The following is an 18,854-nucleotide window of genomic DNA, read 5'->3' on the forward strand; positions in this document are numbered from 1 at the left end:
AACGCAGAACACTGCGACGTCAAATCAAGATTTCGGGAGGAGTTGGATGGGTCTGCGCACGCATCTCGGCCGGGTTCTCGTCGGCCTGACCCTGGCATTCGGCATCGGCGGCGCGCAGGCGCAGAGCCCGATCATCATCAAGTTCAGCCACGTCACGGCGAGTGATACGCCGAAGGGCCGCGCTGCGGACAAGTTCAAGGAGCTTGCCGAGAAGAAGACCGGCGGCAAGGTCAAGATCGAGGTCTATCCGAACTCGACCCTCTACAAGGACAAGGAGGAGCTGGAGGCGCTCCAGCTCGGCTCCGTGCAGATGCTCGCGCCCTCGCTTGCCAAGTTCGGGCCGCTCGGCGTCAAGGAGTTCGAGGTCTTCGACCTGCCCTACATCCTGCCCGACCGCGAGGCCTTGCGGAAGGTCGTGGACGGCCCGATGGGCGCGAGCCTGCTGAAGAAGCTGGAGCCCAAGGGCTTCATCGGGCTCGCCTACTGGGACAACGGCTTCAAGCAGATGACGGCCAACAAGCCGCTGCTCCTGCCGGCCGATTTCCGCGGCCAGAAGATGCGCATCCAGTCCTCGAAGGTCCTTGAGGCGCAGTTCCGCGCGCTCGGCGCCATCCCGCAGGTGATGGCCTTCTCGGAGGTCTACCAGGCCCTGCAGACCGGCGTCGTGGACGGCACCGAGAACACCGCCTCGAACATCTTCACCCAGAAGATGCACGAGGTGCAGAAGCACCTCACCGTCTCGAACCACGGCTATATCGGCTACGCCGTGATCGTGAACAAGGGATTCTGGGAGGGCTTGCCGGCCGATGTCCGCGGGCAGCTCGACGAGGCGATGAAGGAGGCGAGCGTCTACGCCAACGAGATCGCCAAGAAGGACAACGACGACGCGCTGGAGGCCATCCGCAAGGCCGGCAAGACCGAGATCCACAATCCCACGCCCGAGCAGGTCGCGGCCTGGAAGAAGGCTCTGGTCTCGGTGCACAAGGACATGGCCTCCCGCATTGGCAAGGAGGTCATCCAGAACTTCTACGAGGCGACCGGCTTCGACCCGAACAAGTCGTAAGCGCGCTCTCCCTCGGCGGGAGAGCGAGAGGCGCCCCGGCTTCCGGATGTTCACGGGACCCGCGACGCGCCCCCTCTCCCGTGCGGGAGAGGGTTGGGGTGAGGGTCGAGAACGCGCCGGAAAGGTCGTGACGGTGAGGCGGCTCCGGCTCCGCCCCTTCCTGCTCGTTCTCATCCCTCACCCTGTCCCTCTCCCGAACGGGAGAGGGGACCCGCGCTGACCATTTGATCCGCGCGGAACCTTCCAGCGACGTCGCATCCGGGGAGGGGGAACCCCGGTCCGGCCCCACGCCTCCTCCCCGGAGCCTGCCATGCTCTTACGAATCCTCGACCGGCTCGAGGAGGTGCTGATCGCGACCCTGATGGGTGCCGCGACGCTGCTGATCTTCGTTGCCGTCCTCCACCGCTACTTCGCCTCCGTCGACATCCCGGTGCTGCAGGACTTCCTGCTGTCGCTGAACCTCGGCTGGGCGCAGGAACTCTGCATCTACATGTTCGTCTGGATGGCGAAGTTCGGTGCCGCCTACGGCGTGCGCACCGGCATCCATGTCGGCGTCGACGTGCTGATCAACCGCCTCGACGGCCCCAAGCGCAAGCTCTTCGTGGAGTTCGGCCTGCTCGCGGGCGCGCTCTTCACCGCGGTGGTCGGCACGCTCGGCGCGATCTTCGTCTGGAAGATCGCCCATTCCGACCAGACCTCGCCCGATCTCGAAGTGCCGATGTGGCTCGTCTACCTCGCGGTGCCGGCGGGCTCCTACCTGATGTGCTTCCGCTTCCTTCAGGTCGCGGTCGCGTTCTGGCGCACCGGCGAGTTGCCCCGCCACGACCACGGCGCGGTGGAGGGCATCGAGACGCCCTCCGACGTCACCCACTTCGTGCCGGAGGACAATCTGCATCCGAAGCCCGTCGGACCGGGCACGCACCGGGGAGAACGGGCATGAACGCGGCCATCATCTTCGGGCTGCTCTTCGCCCTCATGCTCACCGGCATGCCGATCTCGATCTCGCTCGGCCTGACGGTGCTCACCTTCCTGTTCACGCTCACCACCGTGCCGATCGAGGCGGTGGCGCTGAAGCTGTTCACCGGCATCGAGAAGTTCGAGATCATGGCGATCCCGTTCTTCATCCTGGCCGGCAACTTCCTCACCCATGGCGGCGTGGCGCGGCGGATGATCAACTTCGCCACCGCGATGGTCGGCCATTTCTACGGCGGCCTGGGCCTTGCCGGCGTCTTCGCCTGCGCGCTGTTCGCGGCGGTCTCAGGTTCGTCGCCCGCGACGGTAGTCGCGATCGGCTCGATCCTGATGCCGGCCATGGTGCGCCAGGGCTTCCCGAACCGCTTCGGGGCGGGCGTCATCACCACCTCGGGCGCGCTCGGCATCCTGATCCCGCCCTCCATCGTGATGGTGCTCTACGCGGTCTCCACCAACACCTCGGTCGGCGCCCTGTTCATGGCGGGCGTGATCCCGGGGCTCGTGCTCGCCTTCCTGCTCGGCGTGACGACCTGGTACCGGGCGCGCAAGTTCGGCTATCCGCGCCTGCCGAAGGCGACCTGGACCGAGCGCTTCGTCACCTTCCGCAAGAGCTTCTGGGGCCTGCTGCTGATCCTCGTCGTGATCGGCGGCATCTATTCGGGCTTCTTCACGCCGACCGAGGCGGCCGCGGTCGCCGCCGTCTACGCCTTCTTCGTCGCCGTGTTCGTCTACCGGGACATGCCGCTGTCGCGGGTGCCCAAGGTGCTGCTCGACTCGGCCAACATGTCGGCGATGCTGCTCTACATCATCACCAACGCGGCCCTGTTCTCGTTCCTGATGACCTCGGAGCAGATCCCGCAGACCATGGCCGACTGGATGATCGGCACCGGCATGGGGCCGATCGCCTTCCTGCTCGTGGTCAACGTGCTGCTGCTGCTCGCCGGCAACGTGATGGAGCCGTCCTCGATCGTGCTGATCATGGCGCCGATCCTGTTCCCGATCGCCATGAAGCTCGGCATCGACCCGATCCATTTCGGCATCCTGATCGTGGTCAACATGGAGGTCGGCCTCTGCCACCCGCCGGTGGGGCTCAACCTCTACGTGGCGAGCGGCATCGCGAAGATGGGCATCACGGAGCTGACCATCGCGGTCTGGCCCTGGCTGCTGACCATGCTGGGCTTCCTCATCCTCGTCACCTACTGGCCCGGCCTGTCCCTGTTCCTGCCGCGCTATCTCGGGCTGATGCAGTGAGGATCCACGCGGCCGGCGTCCCGAGGCGTGGCCCGGACGCCGGCCGCGAAACCGGATCTCGCCGATCCCGGTCCCCGCGCGGGGTCGGCAAGGACTGGTTTCAGATGTGGGCAAGCGTGTCATCGCGCCGGCCCCCTTGCCGTCCGGTACTCCGGCACTATTGCCGAGCCCGGGATTCCAGGGCATCACCGGGCGGCAAAAAGACATCGTCCGAGCGCCGCATGCCGTCCGTTCGTATCCTGGCGTCCGCGTTCCTCCTGATGCTCGCGGCGCTCCTGCCGTCCGCCCTGCAGGCCGCGACGAGCAGCCGGGCCGCCCTCCTGATCGCCAACGCCGCCTATCCGGACAGCGAGGCCGTGTTGCCGACGCCGATCGCCGATGCCCGCGCGCTGGGCGAGGCGTTGAAGGCCAAGGGCTTCACCGTCGAGACGGTGGAGAATGCCTCGAAGGAGGCGCTGCAGGCGGCGATCGACCGCTTCCAGCGCGGCCTCGAGCCGGACGGCATCGCCTTCGTGTATTTCGGCGGCTACGGGATCCAGGTCGCGCGGAAGAACTACCTCATCCCTGTCGATGCCCGGATCTGGAGCGAGGCGGACGTGGTCCGCGACGGGCTCAGCCTCGATGGCCTGCTCGAAGGGCTCAGCCGCAGCCGCGCCGGCATCCGCGCCGTCGTCCTCGACGCCTCGCGCCGCAACCCGTTCGAGCGCCGCTTCCGCAGCTTCTCGCAGGGGCTGGCGGCGGTCCCGGCCACGCCCGGCTCGCTGATCCTGTCGTCCACCGCGCCCGGCGGCGTCGTCAACGAGGGCGGCGCGACGCGCAGCCCGTTCGTCAGCGAGCTGGTCCAGCAGATCGGCGTGCTCGATCAGACCGCCGACCGCGCTTTCGCGGCCACCGCCGAGGCCATCGCCCGGCGGGTGCGCGGGCAGAGCCCGGCCCTCGCCGTCAATCTCGAGGAGACCTTCTCCTTCGATCCGGACCAGCCCCGCACCCTCGTCCGCCGCAAGCCCGACGAGGCCGCCGACAAGGCGGCCAAAGAGCAGGAGGCCCGGGATCAGGCTGCGAAGGAGGCGGCGCGCAGCCGCGAGCAGTCGGCCAAGGAACAGGCCGCGAAGGAGCAGGCGACACGGGACCAAGCTGCGCGAGACCAGGCCGCCCGGGATCAGGCCGCGCGCGAGCAGGCCATCCGGGATCAGGCAGCCCGCGACCAGGCCGCGCGGGATCAAGCCGCCCGCGACCAGGCGGCCCGGGACCAGGCCGCGCGCGATCAGGCCAATCGCGACAGGCTCGTCCGCGAGCAGGGGCAGCAGCGCGCGGCCGAGCGCGCCTTCGAATCCGCCCGCGCGCAGGGGACGAAGGCCGCCTACCAGGATTTCCTCGCCGCCTATCCGGCGAGCCCCCTCGCCGAGCGGGCGCGGGCCGAGGTCGCGCGGATCGAGGGCGAGGACCGGCAGGCGACCGCCGATTACGAGCGCGCCGAGGCCGCCGGCACCCAGGCGGCCTATCAGGATTTCCTCGATAAGCACCCTTCCGGCACCCAGGCCGAGCGGGCGCGCAACGAGCTCGACCGGATCGCCCGCACCGCCGAGCGCCGCCGGGACGAGGAGCGCCAGCGCCTCGCCTCCCTCGACCAGCGCATCGCCAGCAACCCGCGCGACGACGCCGCCTATTACGAGCGCGGGCAGTTCCACGCCCAGCGCGGAGACGCGGCGGCGGCGATCCGCGACTTCGACCAGACGATCCGGCTCAATCCCGCGAGCCCCGAGGCGTTCAACAACCGCTGCTGGATGCGCGCGCTCTCGAACGACCTGCAGCGGGCGATGTCCGACTGCAACCAGGCCCTCAAGCTGCGCCCCGGCTTCGTCGACGCCCTCGACAGCCGCGGCCTCGTGAACCTGAAATCGGGGGCGCTGCGCGCCGCGGTCGCCGATTACGACGTCATCCTGCGCGGCGAGGGCCAGCACGCCTCGGCCCTCTACGGGCGCGGCATCGCGCGGCTGCGCCTCGGCGAGCGGGGCCTGGCCGAGAAGGACATGGCCGGCGCCCTGGAGCTCAATCCACAGATCGACAAGGAATTCGCCGGCTACGGCATTCGTTGAGAACAATGGCGGCCGGCGCCCGGGTGTGTCGGCTCGCACACAGGTCCGGTACGAACTCTGTCATGCCATGTTGAACGGCGAAAGGCGCCGTGACACAACCCGATCAGCGGTAGAGAAGGACCGCCTGAGCGACTGGAGGGTCCAATGTTCGGTTCTTCGCGGAGTGGTGCTCATCTGTTCCTCGCGGCGGCCCTCGCCGTCCTGGCCTCTGCACCCGCATCGGCCGAGGACGTCAGCGAGGCGCAGATCCTCAAGGCGCTGTCGCCGAACGGGATCGAGCCGCCGCGCACCCGCGGCCTCTCGATCGGCGCGCCGGCCCCGGCCGTGGCGCCCGTGATCGCCGCCTCGCCCGACGCGGCCTTCGTGGACGGCCTGCGCAACAAGCCGAGCCGCTCGCTCTCGACGGGCGAGCGCGAGAAGCTCGGCAGCCTCGCGGCCAGCAAGCCGCAGATCGATCTCCCCATGGAGTTCGACTACAATTCCGACGTGCTGCGCGGCGAGGCGCTCAAGAACGCGGAGAACCTCGGCAAGGCGCTGTCGAGCGCGAGCATGCGCGGCCAGACCTTCATGATCGCCGGGCATACCGATGCCCGGGGCGGCGACGCGACCAACCAGCGGCTCTCCGAGCGGCGCGCCGACGCGGTCAAGGGCTTCCTCGTGCAGAAATACGGCATCCCGGCCGCGAACCTGATCACGGTCGGCTACGGCAAGGCCCACCTCAAGGTCCCGGCCGATCCCGCCTCCCGCGAGAACCGCCGGGTGCAGGCGGTGAACATGATGCAGGTCCAGACCGCGGGCCGCTGAGGGGTCGGAGCGTTCGAGAGCGTTCTCCGCCGACGTGGACGCCGGTTCGGCGACGGGGAGCGCGTCAAAACAAGGACTGAGAGTCGTGTCCCGATCCAACGTGATCGGGCACGGCTCTAGAACGAGCGCGGGTCGCCGGAACGGCGGCCCGCCAAGCCGGCGCCTGGGGGCGGTCGCCGGCGCGACAGCCATAGACCCGACCCCGGGCCCGTGCACGCCATGTCCGAGCAACCGTCCGTCGCGCTGCGCCTCGCCCGAGGGGAGGGCGCTCCGCCGTCCGGGCGGCGCCCTCGCGGGCGCGCGGACGGCCGGATGGTGCTCCTCGCCGCGCTCCTCGTCTCCGTGCTCCCCTCGGCCGGGCCGGCCGCGGCCCAGAGCACGCCGGAGGGGACCAGGGTGCTCGGGGTGCGCGCCGGCAATGCCTGCCTGAAGGAGCAGGTCCGCATCACCGGCTTCGCGCTGGCCCGCGAGGAGAGCGGCGCCAGCATCCCCTTCGACGGCTACCGCGTCACCGAGATCCTGGTGGCAGAGGGCGACACGGTGACGGCGGGCCAGGAGATCCTGCGCGCCGTGCGTCAGCCCGATGGCGGTCCCGCCCGCCCGCAGACCCCCGAGAGCTATTCCCTGCGCGCGCCGATCGCCGGCCGGGTGACCCGGATCGGCCTGCGCCTCGGCCAGGTGACCGGCGCGGGGCCCGGGCTCGGCGCCCCGGCCCAGCCGGCCGCGCCCGCGGGCATGCCCGATCCGCAGGTGCGGATCATGGCCGATGCCGGCACCGAGCTGCTGGTCGACGTGCCGAGCCCCTACGCCGCCAAGATCCGCACCGGGATCGCCGCCCGCATCATCCCGGACGAGGGGGCCGAGATCCGCGGCAGCGTGCGGGTGCCGGTGAGCGAGGTGGATCCGCGGACCCAGCTCGGCCGCGCCCGCATCAGCCTCGAGCCGCCGACGGCGCTCCGGCCCGGCCAGTTCGCGAGCGCCGTCCTGGAGACAGCCCGCGATTGCGGCGTGGCCGTGCCCCGCGCCGCGGTGAGCTACCAGAACGGGGTGCCCACCGTGCAGGTGCTCAACGGCAGCCGGGTGGAGACCCGCAGCGTCCGCACCGGCCTCTCCGACGAGAGCAACGTGCAGATCCGCGAGGGCCTGAGCGACGGCGAGCCGGTGGTGGCCAATGCCGGCACCGCGCTCCGCGCCGGCGACCGCGTCACCCCCGTCATCACCGGTCAGGTCGGAGCCTCGCGCTGATGTCCGTCAACATCTCGGCCCTGGCGATCAAGCGTCCGCTGCCCTCGGTTGTGGCCTCGATCATCCTCCTGGCGCTGGGCTGGGTCAGCTTCATGAAGCTGCCCGTCACCCGCCTGCCGGCCGCCGACATCCCGCTGATCTCCGTCGTCGTCTCGCAGTTCGGCGCGGCGCCCGCCGAGATCGAGGCGCAGGTGACGAAGACGATCGAGGACGGCGTCTCGGGCGTCGAGGGGGCGCGCCACATCATCTCCTCGGTCACGGACGGCCTGTCGGTGACCACCATCGCCTTCCGGCTGGAGACCAACACCGACCGGGCGCTCAACGACGTGAAGGACGCGGTCACCCGCGTGCGGGCCAACCTCCCGCAGAGCGTGCAGGAGCCGCTGATCCAGCGCGTCGACGTGGTGGGGCTGCCGATCGTCACCTACGCGGCGACCGCGCCGAACAAGAGCCCGGAGCAGGTCTCCTGGTTCATGGAGAACACCGTCAAGCGCTCGCTGCAGGACGTGAAGGGCGTGGCCGAGGCCGAGGTGATCGGCGGCGCCGCCCGCGAGATCCTGGTCTCCCTCGATCCCGACCGGCTCCAGGCCTTCGGCCTCAGCGCCGTGGACGTGAGCCGGCGGCTCTACGGCACCAACATCACGGTGACGGGCGGGCGCGCCGAGATCGGCGGCCGCGACCAGGCGATCCGGACCCTGGCCTCGGCCAAGACCCTGGAGGAATTGGCAGGCACCATGATCACCCTGCCGACCGGGGGGCAGGTGCGGCTGGAGGATCTCGGCCGCGTCACCGACACGGTGGCCGACCGGCGCACCTTCGCCCGCCTCAACGGCGAGCCGGTGGTGGCGATCGGCATCAAGCGCGCGCAGGGGGCGAGCGACGTGGTGGTGGCCAAGGCGGTGGAGAAGCGCGTCGCGCAGATCCGCGCCGAGAACCCGGACTACGACATCCGCCAGATCGACAATTCGGTCGACTTCACCCACGGCAACTACGACGCGGCGATCTCGACCCTGTTCGAGGGCGCTTTCCTCGCCGTCGTCATCGTGTTCCTGTTCCTGCGGGATTTCCGCGCCACGGTGATCGTCGCGGTCTCGCTGCCGCTATCGATCTTCCCCGCCTTCTGGGCGATGGACCTGCTCGGCTTCTCGCTGAACCTCGTCAGCTTCCTCGCCATCACGCTCTCGACCGGCATCCTCGTGGACGATTCGATCGTGGAGATCGAGAACATCGTCCGGCACATGCGCATGGGCAAGTCGCCGGTCCAGGCGGCGATGGAGGCCGCCGACGAGATCGGCCTCGCGGTGATCGCGATCTCGCTCACCATCATCGCGATCTTCGCGCCCGCGAGCTTCATGTCCGGCATCGCCGGGCAGTTCTTCAAACAGTTCGGCATCACGGTCGCGGTGCAGGTGTTCTTCTCCCTGCTCGCCGCCCGCTTCGTCACGCCGATGCTGGCGGCCTACATCATGAAGCCGCACCACAAGCCCGAGAAGCCGCCGGGCCCGGTGCTGCGGGCCTATACCCGCCTCGTCACCCTCTCGGTGCGCTACTACCCGCTCACCGTGCTCGTCGGCCTGCTGACCTTCGCCGCCTCGATCGCCTCGATCGGCCTGCTCTCGAAGGGCTTCCTGCCGGCGCAGGATTCCTCGCGCTCGGTGATGGCGCTCGAATTGCCGCCGGGCTCGCAGCTCTCCGAGACCGAGAAGGTCAGCGAGGACGTGGCCCGGGTGATCCGCGAGCTGCCGCAGGTGAAGAGCGTGTTCGTCGATGGCGGGCGCGTGCCGAAGGAGCCGATCGAGGCGCGCCGGGCCTCGTTCATCATCAACTACACGGCGAAGAAGGACCGCTCGATCACCCAGCGCGAGCTAGAGCGCGAGATCGGCAGCCGCCTGAGGGCGGTGCCCGACATCCGCTTCTACTTCGTGGACGAGAACGGCCTGCGGGCGATCTCGCTGGTGGTGCGCGGCTCCGACCCGCGCACGGTCGCCAACGTCGCCAACGAGCTGGCCGGCCAGATGCGGCGCCTGCCGACGGTCGCCAACGTGATCTCCGGCACCACCCTCGACCGGCCGGAGCTCCGGATCCGCCCGCATCTCGACCTCGCGGCGCGGCTCGGCGTCTCGCCGACGCTGCTCGCCGAGACCATCCGCGTCGCCACGATCGGCGATGTCGGGCCGGCGCTCGCCAAGTTCGACGCCGGCGACCGGCTGGTGCCGATCCGGGTGCAGCTCGACGATTCGGCCCGGGTCAACCAGTCGGTGCTGGAGCAGGTGCGGGTGCCCAAGGGCGGGGGCGGCTCGATCCCGCTCTCGGCGATCGCGGCGCTCGACTTCCAGCAGGGCCCGACCAACATCACCCGCTACGATCGCCAGCGGCAGGCCACCGTCGCCTGCGACCTCGTCGGCAACGCGGCGCTGGGCGACGTGCTGAAGGCGATCGACGACCTGCCGGTGATGAAGTCGCTGCCCAAGGGCGTCACCGTCGACCAGGGCGGCGACGCCGAGAGCCTGAACGAGCTCGCCGACGGCTTCGCCCACGCCATGAGCGCCGGCCTGATGATGGTCTACGCGGTGCTGGTGCTGCTGTTCGGCTCGTTCCTCTTGCCGATCACCATCCTGTTCTCGCTGCCGCTCTCCCTCGGCGGCGCGGTGATCGCGCTGATGATCACCGGCAAGCAGCTCACCACGCCCGTGTGGATCGGCATCCTGATGCTGATGGGCATCGTCACCAAGAACGCGATCATGCTGGTCGACTTCGCCGTCGAGTCCATGCGGCACGGCATGGCCCGGGACGCGGCGATCATCGATGCCGGCCAGAAGCGGGCGCGGCCGATCGTGATGACGACCATCGCCATGGTGGCGGGCATGCTGCCCTCGGCGCTGGCCTTCGGCATCGGCGGCGAGTTCCGCTCGCCGATGGCGCTCGCGGTGATCGGCGGCCTGATCTTCTCGACGCTGCTCTCGCTGGTCTTCGTGCCGGCGGTCTTCGTCACGGTCTCGGAGATCAGCGACCGCTCGCTGGCTCTCCTGCGCCGGCTCGGCTCGCTCGGCCGGCGCAAGGCCGCGGCGGAGAAGCCGCAGGACGCGCCGCCCGGCGGCGGCGCCGTCGCCCCGGGCCTCGGGCCGGCAAGCCCGCCGGCCTGAATTCCGGAGATCCCAAAGGGATCGTCCCTTTGGCGGGGTGCCGGGGCAGCGCCCCGGCATCGACACCCGGGCTCCGCCCGGACCCGCGAGAGGGCTGAGCCCTCTCGACACCCAGGCTTCAAGCCGCGCGGATCGTTGCCAGGAAGCGGGCGACCTCGGTCGAGAGGTGGTCCGACTGGTGCGACAGGTCCGAGGCGGAGGCGAGCATCTCGTTCGCCGCCGTGCCCGTCACGGTCGCAGAATCGGCGACGCCCGCGATGTTGCTCGTCACCTCGCCCGCGCCGACCGCCGCCTGGGCGACGTTGCGCACGATCTCGCTGGTGGCCGCGCCCTGCTCCTCCACCGACGCGGCGACGGAGGCCGACACGCCGCTGATCTCCTGGATGCGCGCGCTGATGCTCTCGATGGCGCGGACCGCCTGATCGGTCGCGCCCTGGATCTGGCCGATCTGGGCGGCGATCTCCTCGGTGGCCTTGGCCGTCTGGTTCGAGAGCTCCTTCACCTCCGCCGCGACCACCGCGAAGCCGCGGCCGGCCTCGCCGGCGCGGGCCGCCTCGATCGTGGCGTTGAGGGCCAGCAGGTTCGTCTGGCTCGCGATCTGCGAGATCGTGCCGACCATGTCGCCGATCCGGGCCGAGGTCTCGCTGAGGGCCTGGACGTGCCGGGCGGTCTGGCGGGCCTCGGCGACGGCGGTGCGGGCGAAATCCGCCGAGCTGGTCACCTGCCGGCCGATCTCCTGCACCGAGGCGCCGAGCTCCTCGGCCGCCGCCGCCACGGTGGTGACGTTGCCCGCCGCCTGCTCGGCCGCCGCCGCGACGGTGACCGACTGGTCGGCGGTGGCGGCGGCGTTGGCCGACAGGGTCCGGGCGGTGGTCTGGAGGCGCGCGGCCGAATCCGAGACCTGGCCGACGATGCCGCTCACCGCCTGCTCGAAGCGGTCGGCCATCTGGCGCATGCCGGCCCGGCGCTGCTCCTCGGAGGAGGCGCGGGCGAGGGCCGTCTCCTGCTCCAGTTCGCGGGCGCGGATCAGGTTGGCGCGGAACACCTCGACGGTGGCGGCCATCGCGCCGATCTCGTCCCGGCGCCCGCTCTGGCGGAGCTCCACGGCGACGTCGCCGTCGGCGAGGCGCCGCATCGCCGCGGTCATCGCGGTGAGCGGGCCGGTGACGCCGCGGATCACCCAGGCGGTGCCGCCCCCGGCGAGCACCAGGGCGAGAAGGAGCAGGCCGGCCTGCAGGGCGAGGTCCGCCCGGGCGTGCGCGGCGGCCCCGGCGGCGACCGCGTCGAGCCGGTCGACCGAGGCGTAGGCGACCCCCGTGATCGTGTTGAGGGCGGGCGTCGAACGGCTGCGCGACTCGGCGAGCGTCGGGCGCGGCAGCGACCGGTCCGCCAGCGCCTCCAGCGTCTTGCGCACCTGCTCGTCGAAGGGGCCCGAGAAGTAGCCGGCCTGCGCCGCCTGGATCGCGGCCGGGACCTCGCCCGCCTCGCGCATCGTCTCCGCGACGGCGCGCGCGACGCCGAAGGCGAAATCCGCCTGCCGCCGCTGGGCGGCGAACTCGATCTGCTCCTTCGGGGTGATCAGGCGGTTCTCGGAGAGGACGTCGTTGATGAGCACGCTGGCATTGCCGGCGAAGCTGCGCGCCGCCCAGCTCATCGCCCGCATCTGGATCGCGTCGGACAGGGAGGGATCCTCGCCGCGGACCCAGGCTTCGGTGGCGCTCATCGCCGCCTCGATCGCGGCGATGAGCGCGAGGCCCTGGCTCGAGACCCGGCCGTGCAGGGCGGCATCGCGCGCCGGGAGCGGCTTGGCGAGCGCCGCGTCGGCGTCGCTGCGGGCGCGGCGCCAGCCCTCGTACTGCGCCTGCAGGTTCGCGAGGGCGGTCCGCATCGTCGCATCGCCGCCGGTGGGGAAGGCGGCGAGCGCCTGCGGCAGGCCGCCATCGATGGCCGCGCGCCGCGCCGCGATGTCGGCGAGGTTGGGCCCGAGCTTCTCGCTGTCGAGGCGCAGGGCCGAGAGCGTCGCGCCGCGCTCGAAGCGCAGCTCCGAGATGCCGCGCAGGAAGTGACGGTCGGCATTCGTCAGCTCGGAGACCAGCAACGCTTGCCGCCAGCGCCCCCAGGCCTCGTAGACTTGCTTGCCCGATTCGGCGATCGCCGCGAGGCTCAACAGGGAAATGATCGCGATCAGGCGAAGTTTGACTGTCACTGGGTCCTCCCGACTTCGCCGCCGGCTCCGATGAATGATCTCTCGGAGCCAGCGCGGATCGTCGGGAAAGAGGAAACATTGTGCGGTTAATGAAGCATGAAATCTTCGGATCCGGAAACGAGAACGCTTGTCGAAGGCCGCAATGCGTATCGGATCCTCGCGAATGCTTCAGGCCATCGGCCGGGCGAGCATCGAGACGCACCGCTCGGCCTGAATCAGGGGCGCCCCGCCGGCTCCGTCACGATCGGCTGGACCACGTCGCCCTCGCGCAGGAAGGCGCCCGCGCGGACCACGACGAGATCCTGGTCCGAGAGCCCCGCGAGGATCTCGGCGTCGTCGCCCGCGAGCAGCCCCACCGTGACCTGCCGCGTCTCGATGCGGGTGCCGTCGACCACCTGGACGATGGTGCCGTCCGGCTCGTACTGCACCGCCGAGTAGGGCACGCCGATGCCGCAGCGCTCGCCCACGGTGACGATGCCGCGCGCGAAGGTGCCGACCCGGGCCTCCGGAGCGCCCCGCAGGGCGATCCGCACGCGGCCGGTCTGCGAGGCCGGATCCGTCGCGGCCTCGACGCGCCGGACCTTGCCGACGACCTCGGGAAGGCCGAGGGGGCGCACCGCCACCGCCTGGCCGGCGGCGATCCGCCCGAGATCGGACAGGGTCACCTCGGCGGAGAGCTCGATCTCGCCCCCCGTCACGATCTGGAACAGCGGCCCGAGCCGCGGCGAGGCCGGCTGGCCGATCATCGCCTGGCTGCGCAGCACCGTGCCGCCGACCGGCGCGCGCAGGGGCGTCCCGGCCCCGTCGGAGGGGCCCTCCATCGGCGTGAGCCGGGCCAGGATCTGCCCCGTGGTCACCGTGTCGAGGGGGTTCACCAGCACCTGCGAGACCTTCAGTCCCTCGCGGTCGGCGCCGAGATCGACCTGCTCGCGCGGCGTGAGGGTCCCGGTCACCTCCACCCGGTCGGGGAAGCAGCGCGCCGCGGCCGGCCGCACGCTCACCGAGACCGCGGAGCGCGGCGCCTCCTCCGCGGCCCGGGCCGGCGCGGCGGCGAGGGGGAGCGGGAGGCCAAGGGTGAGTCCAAGGGTGAGTCCAAGGGAGAGGCCCAGCAGGGCGTGAGGCCGGAGGGAGGGGATGGGCATCGCCGCAGGGACTCGTCGCGTGAGGGTCAGGGCCGGCGCCGCGGGGCGCGGTCCGAGGGGAGGCGCTCCGCCGGCCCGCGGTCCGGGCGCGGAATCAGCGCGTCGAGGAAGCCGCCGATGGCCTCGCCGAGATCGGTGTTCGGGTCGTTGCCGAGCAGGCTGTTGCCGAGGTTCTGCAGACCCTGGAGCGTGCCGCCCGGATCCTGCGCCAGCCCCGCGAGGTCGGCGGAGATGGCGGGCCCGGTCCAGGGCCCGGAGATCCGGATCGGCACGTTGAGGCGGCCGCCGCCCGCCACCTTCAGCGGCTTGAGGCGCAGGTCGATCGTCCGGGCGACGAGGTCGAGCCGTCCGTCCCCCTGCGCCTCGATGAGCCCGGTCTTGATCTGGAGGTCGTCGGTGGTCGCCCGGCCCTCCGCCAGCGCGAAGTGCGCGCCGAGGCGGTCGAGGCGGGCGGCGAGGCCCCCGGGGGCGGCGGTGAGGCCCGCGGCGCGGGCGAGGTCGAGCCCGTCGATCCGCCCGTCCGTCACCGAGATTTCGGCCTGTCCGCCGGCGCTGCGCAGGAGCGCCGGGATCGACCCGCCCAGGGCCTGCACGTCGAGGCGCCCGTTGCCGGTGCCGTCGAGGCTCGACACGCCGGCCGCGTCCTGGACCAGCGGCTGCACCCGCACGGCGTTGAGCGACAGGCCGACCTGGTGGCGGCCCTGGCCGCCTTCCGGCGCGACCACGTAGCGTCCCCGCGCCGTGCCGCCGTAGAGGGAGGCAGCGTCGAAGGAGGCGTCGAGCTGTCCGGACTTGACCCGCGCGGTCAGGCGGAGCGCGCCGGCCCGCACCGGGCCGAGGGCGAGGCGCGCGACGGCGATGGTGGCATCCGCCTCGTAGCCGGCGAACCAGCTCGGATGCGGCACGAGGTCGGCCCGCACCGGCACGGTGATGCCGGCCACCGGATCGACGCGCATCGCGGCGTTCTCGTCGGCGAGCGCCAGCGCCTCGAGGCGCAGGTCGAGCCTGAGGCGGGGCTTCGCGCCGGGGCTCCCGGCCTCCAGCGCGAGGCTGCCGGAGAAGGGCGCGAGGTCGAGGGTGCCGGAGACCGCGTCGAGGCGGAGGGCGGCCGCGTCAAACCGGGCGGTCGCGGCGGCCGTGACCCGCGGCCCCTGCTTGGGCACCAGGGTCAGGCGCACCGGCCGCGCCGCGCCGGGGGCAGCGGAATCGATCTCCGCGACCGCCCCCCGCTCCAGCAGGTCCAGGCGGATCGCCGGGCCGCGCGTGCCGGGGCCCGGCATCAGGTCGAGGGTGAGGTCGGCACCGGCCATGGCGAGCGCCAGCGCCCGGCCGTCCTCGGTGAGCGCGGCATCGGAGCCGCGCACCACACCGCGCAAGGCCGTGAGCGCTGGGCCGTCCCCGCCCGCGGAGGTGCGCAGGGCGGGCAGGGCGAGCGGCAGGGTCAGGCGTGCGCCCTCGAGGGCGACCTTCACCGTACCACCGCCGCCGAAGAGCAGGCTGAACGGGCCGGAGGCCCGCACCCGGCTCAGCCGGCCGTTCAGGCCCTCGCCGGAAAGGGCCACGTCGTCGAGGGTCACGCCGAACGGGTCGAGGCCGACGCTGCCGATGGTCCAGGCGAGGCCGGTCTCGCGCGCGAGCCGGGTCTCGATCAGGCCGCGCGCCCGCTCCGCGAGCAGGGGCCGCGCGAGATAGGCTGCGGCGACCGCCGCGAGGGCGAGTCCGCTTGCGCCGATCAGGAGACCGCGAAGACGCATCGGCTCACGTGGATCAGCCTTGTGGAGATCAGTCCTGGCGGCTGGCCGGCCGGCGGACATCCTGTGTTCGCGCGACCGTTAGACGCTCAGCCCGCGCAGCCGTCAAGCTGAGCCCGGGCGCCGTCCCGTCCCTGCCGCTCCCGGGACCTGTCGATGCGGGATGCGGGCCTTGGTCGGGAGGAGCGGGCCGTCACTCCGCCTGCCGGCGCGTCACCAGCGCGCGGTCCGGCTCGGCCTCGCCCTTGTCCTGATAGAGCGGCACGATCGCCCGCAGCCAGCCGCGGGTCTCGGCGCCGCCGTAAGTGCGCTCGACCACGTCGCGGGTGACGTAGCCCTGCAGGGTCACCGGCCCGAAATTGTAGCCCACGAGGGCGCCCACGGCGATCTGGCCCTGGCGGCGATAGCCGGCCACGTTCACCGGCAGGTCGAGGGAGCCGAAGGCGACCGGGCCGATCTCCCACTTGCCGAACTTCTTCGTCGCCGTGATGTCGAGGTTGAGATAGTCGGGATAGAGCACGCCGAAGGGCGAGCGCTCGCTGAGGAAGGTGCCGTAGAGCAGGTTGGCGGTCAGGTTGTAGCCCTGGCCGGTATAGCTCACGGCGAAGCGGTGGCTGAGCGAGGCCTCCTGCGTGAGGAAGCGCGTGTCGATCGGCAGGTAGCCGCCGAACAGGTAGCTCACGCCGACATCGCCGCCGAGGTCCCAGGCGAGCTGGCCGGCGAGGAGCTGCTGGCCGATGCCGCTCTGGTAGGGCGCGCCGCGCACGCTGGAGGCCGCCACCGGCTGGGTGAAGAAGAGGTGCAGCCGCGCCCCGAGCACGGTCCACGGCGTCGAGAGGGCGAGCGTCGGCAGGTTCACGTTCGATTCGGAGGAGAGCGGCGCGGTCTCCCGCACGCCGAAGCTCGACAGGTTCACGAAGTAGAGGCCGACGGGAAGCTGCGCGCCGGTCGGCAGGCCGATCGTCTGGCCGGGCTGCGCCGCCGAGCCGGCGAGCGCCGGGCCGGCCGCGAGCACCGCCGCGAGGGCCGTCGTGATCCGTGCCGTGACGCTTGCTGTGATCCGTGCCGAAATCCGTGCCGAGAACCTTCGCATCCGTTCGGTCCACCTCCCGCGGCCGCCGTGGCCGCGGAATGCGGACGGCCGGCCCTTGGAAGGTGTGACGGCTCAAAGCTTGGCTTTAGTCCGTTCCGCCTGAGACCGCGTCCGGTTGATCGGACCGGACGCGGTCTCGGCAAGCCCGCGCGGCGCCTGAGCGAAGGCGACATCCGCCTCCCGAAGGGACCACCCGGATGTCGTATGACAGGCCTGATGGATCCTCCAAAGCGCTCTTCGAGCCGAGGTGGATACCGGTTCGGCGTAAGAGCGCGCGTCAAAACAAGGCGCAAGCAATCGCCGCTTAATCCTCCGGATCGGCGTAGAACCCTTCCGCGCCCATGCCCTCCTCGAGCATCATCCGGGCGCGGGCGCGCAACTTCTCGGTCTCGCTCTTGAGCTGGCCGCAGGCGGCGAGGATGTCGCGCCCGCGCGGGGTCCGCACCGGCGAGGCATAGCCCGCGTTGAACACGATCTCGGAGAAGCGCTCGATCCGCTCCCAGTCGGAGCATTCGTAGGCGCTGCCCGGCCAGGGGTTGAACGGGATCAGGTTGATCTTGGCCGGGATGCCCTTGAGCAGCCGCACCAGCTCGCGCGCATCGGCGTCCGAATCGTTGACGCCCTTCAGCATCACGTATTCGAAGGTGATGCGCCGGGCATTGCTGAGGCCCGGATAGTCGCGGCAGGCCCGGAGCAGCTCCGCGATCGGATATTTGCGGTTGAGGGGCACCAGCTCGTCGCGCAGCGCGTCACGCACGGCGTGCAGGGAGATGGCGAGCATCGCGTTGCCCTCGGCTCCGAGGCGCGCGATCTGCGGCACCACGCCCGAGGTCGAGACGGTGATGCGCCGGCGCGAGAGGGCGAGCCCCTCCTGGTCCGACATCACGCCGAGCGCGTCGAGCACGTTGTCGAGATTGTAGAGGGGCTCGCCCATGCCCATGAACACGATGTTCGTGACGAGCCGGCCCACCTCGCCGCTGCCGGAGGCGTCGCGCGAGGGCATCTGGCCGGTCCAGTCGCCGAGCTGGTCGCGGGCGACCACGAGCTGCGACACGATCTCGGGCCCTGAGAGGTTGCGCACCAGGCGCTGCGTGCCGGTGTGGCAGAACGAGCAGGTCAGCGTGCAGCCGACCTGGCTCGACACGCAGAGCGTGCCGCGGTCCGGCCCCGGGATGTAGACGCACTCGATCTCGGCGCCGCGGTTGTGGTCGTGCTTGCCGGTGGGCGCCATGCGCAGCAGCCACTTGCGGGTGCCGTCGCGGGAGACCTGCTGACTCACCACCTCCGGCCGGTCGAGGGTGTAAGCGCGGGCGAGCTCGGCCTTGAGTCCCTTGCCGACATTCGTCATCGCGTCGAAGTCGGTGGCACCGCGGAAATTCACCCAGTGCCAGAGCTGGCCCGCGCGCATGCGGCTCTCGCGCTCGGGCACGCCGATGGCGAGGAGCTTCTCCTTCAGCTCCGCCCGCGTCAGGCCCACGAGGGAGACCGGCCGGCCGGGCAGGGGCTCGGGCCGGAACTCCGGGGTCTTCTCGATGGGAGGAACGGCGCTGGCCGCGCGCCGGGCGGTGTCGAACGACGCCGTCGCCATGGCTCGATGATCTGCTCTTCGGTTGGGTGTGGGCAGGGATATACGCGATCGGACGGATAAACGCGAATGCGCGTGCGGGCGGTCAGCTCCGCTCGGAGGTCCGATCCATCGAAGGCACCCCGGAGATCGGCCGCGCCGCGTATCCGGACGGCCCTGGTGCCGAGGCCTCATGGCCCGCGGCTTCGCCCGGGCCGGCCTCCGTCTGTCATGGTGGTGTCGTGGATTTTTCGCGGTCCTGTCGTTTGGGGAGTTGACGGGCCGGTGGGCGGTCCGTATACCCCGGTCATCGGCGCCGGGCCGCACCGCTCTTCAGCGGGTTGCGGTGGTGTCGCTTCTTCTGAGATTGCTGGCGGGCTGATCCGGTAGGTAACCGGGTTGCCTGTTATTGCGTCGGCTGAAGAGTGTGGGCTTCGTTTTGGCCTGTCTGGTTTTGCCGCTTCGGCGGTGGTTCTGGCGGGGATGAGGAACGGAGTTGACACGGTCGAGCGAGGGCCTTAAAC

General features: G+C 71.1%; 12 protein-coding genes. 7 read left to right on the top strand and 5 right to left on the bottom strand.

Going from position 1 to position 18,854, the window contains the following annotated elements; all coding sequences use genetic code 11:
- Window positions 1-46: 46 nt before the first annotated feature.
- The 7 genes from MTDSW087_RS09575 to MTDSW087_RS09605 all read left to right on the top strand — a co-directional run bounded on the left by MTDSW087_RS09575 (window position 47) and on the right by MTDSW087_RS09605 (window position 10,574).
- Window positions 47-1,063 carry a TRAP transporter substrate-binding protein gene (locus MTDSW087_RS09575; protein ID WP_144763161.1) on the top strand — a complete coding sequence of 339 codons (1,017 nt, stop codon included), beginning with the start codon at window positions 47-49 and terminating at the stop codon, window positions 1,061-1,063.
- Between the two features lie 310 nt (window positions 1,064-1,373).
- On the top strand, window positions 1,374-2,003 hold the full coding sequence (locus MTDSW087_RS09580; protein ID WP_144763162.1) for a TRAP transporter small permease: 630 nt from the start codon (window positions 1,374-1,376) through the stop codon (window positions 2,001-2,003).
- Window positions 2,000-3,286: a TRAP transporter large permease gene (locus MTDSW087_RS09585; protein ID WP_144763164.1), complete on the top strand. Its 1,287-nt coding sequence runs from the start codon at window positions 2,000-2,002 to the stop codon at window positions 3,284-3,286. Before MTDSW087_RS09580 ends, MTDSW087_RS09585 begins: the two co-directional genes overlap by 4 nt.
- 221 nt (window positions 3,287-3,507) lie before the next feature.
- Window positions 3,508-5,382 carry a caspase family protein gene (locus MTDSW087_RS09590; protein ID WP_186383792.1) on the top strand — a complete coding sequence of 625 codons (1,875 nt, stop codon included), beginning with the start codon at window positions 3,508-3,510 and terminating at the stop codon, window positions 5,380-5,382.
- A 144-nt stretch (window positions 5,383-5,526) separates the two neighbouring features.
- Window positions 5,527-6,186 (top strand): OmpA family protein, encoded by a 660-nt coding sequence (locus MTDSW087_RS09595; RefSeq protein ID WP_144763168.1) that lies wholly within the window; start codon window positions 5,527-5,529, stop codon window positions 6,184-6,186.
- Window positions 6,187-6,498: 312 nt separating this feature from the next.
- On the top strand, window positions 6,499-7,431 hold the full coding sequence (locus tag MTDSW087_RS09600) for an efflux RND transporter periplasmic adaptor subunit (RefSeq protein ID WP_144763170.1): 933 nt from the start codon (window positions 6,499-6,501) through the stop codon (window positions 7,429-7,431).
- Window positions 7,431-10,574, top strand: a complete 3,144-nt coding sequence (locus MTDSW087_RS09605; RefSeq protein ID WP_144763172.1) for an efflux RND transporter permease subunit — start codon at window positions 7,431-7,433, stop codon at window positions 10,572-10,574. The genes MTDSW087_RS09600 and MTDSW087_RS09605 overlap by 1 nt, the downstream gene beginning before the upstream one ends.
- Before the next feature lie 118 nt (window positions 10,575-10,692).
- On the opposite strand, the gene MTDSW087_RS09610 is transcribed toward MTDSW087_RS09605, so the two are convergent.
- From MTDSW087_RS09610 to rlmN, 5 genes are all read right to left on the bottom strand, one after another.
- Window positions 10,693-12,780: a methyl-accepting chemotaxis protein gene (locus MTDSW087_RS09610; RefSeq protein WP_144763174.1), complete on the bottom strand. Its 2,088-nt coding sequence runs from the start codon at window positions 12,778-12,780 to the stop codon at window positions 10,693-10,695.
- A 215-nt stretch (window positions 12,781-12,995) separates the two neighbouring features.
- The gene (locus MTDSW087_RS09615) at window positions 12,996-13,922 is read right to left on the bottom strand and encodes an efflux RND transporter periplasmic adaptor subunit (RefSeq protein ID WP_144763176.1); all 927 of its coding nucleotides are present in this window, start codon (window positions 13,920-13,922) and stop codon (window positions 12,996-12,998) included.
- A gap of 26 nt (window positions 13,923-13,948) precedes the next feature.
- A complete protein-coding gene (locus MTDSW087_RS09620) occupies window positions 13,949-15,676 on the bottom strand; it encodes an AsmA family protein (protein ID WP_186383793.1) in 1,728 nt (575 codons plus the stop codon).
- Window positions 15,677-15,866: 190 nt separating this feature from the next.
- Window positions 15,867-16,766: a transporter gene (locus tag MTDSW087_RS09625; protein ID WP_144763181.1), complete on the bottom strand. Its 900-nt coding sequence runs from the start codon at window positions 16,764-16,766 to the stop codon at window positions 15,867-15,869.
- A gap of 304 nt (window positions 16,767-17,070) precedes the next feature.
- Window positions 17,071-18,354, bottom strand: coding sequence for a dual-specificity RNA methyltransferase RlmN (gene rlmN, locus MTDSW087_RS09630; protein WP_144763183.1), 1,284 nt, complete (start codon window positions 18,352-18,354; stop codon window positions 17,071-17,073).
- Window positions 18,355-18,854: the final 500 nt, after the last annotated feature.

It is taken from the genome of Methylobacterium dankookense (assembly GCF_902141855.1).
Classification (GTDB): Bacteria; Pseudomonadota; Alphaproteobacteria; order Rhizobiales; family Beijerinckiaceae; genus Methylobacterium; species Methylobacterium dankookense.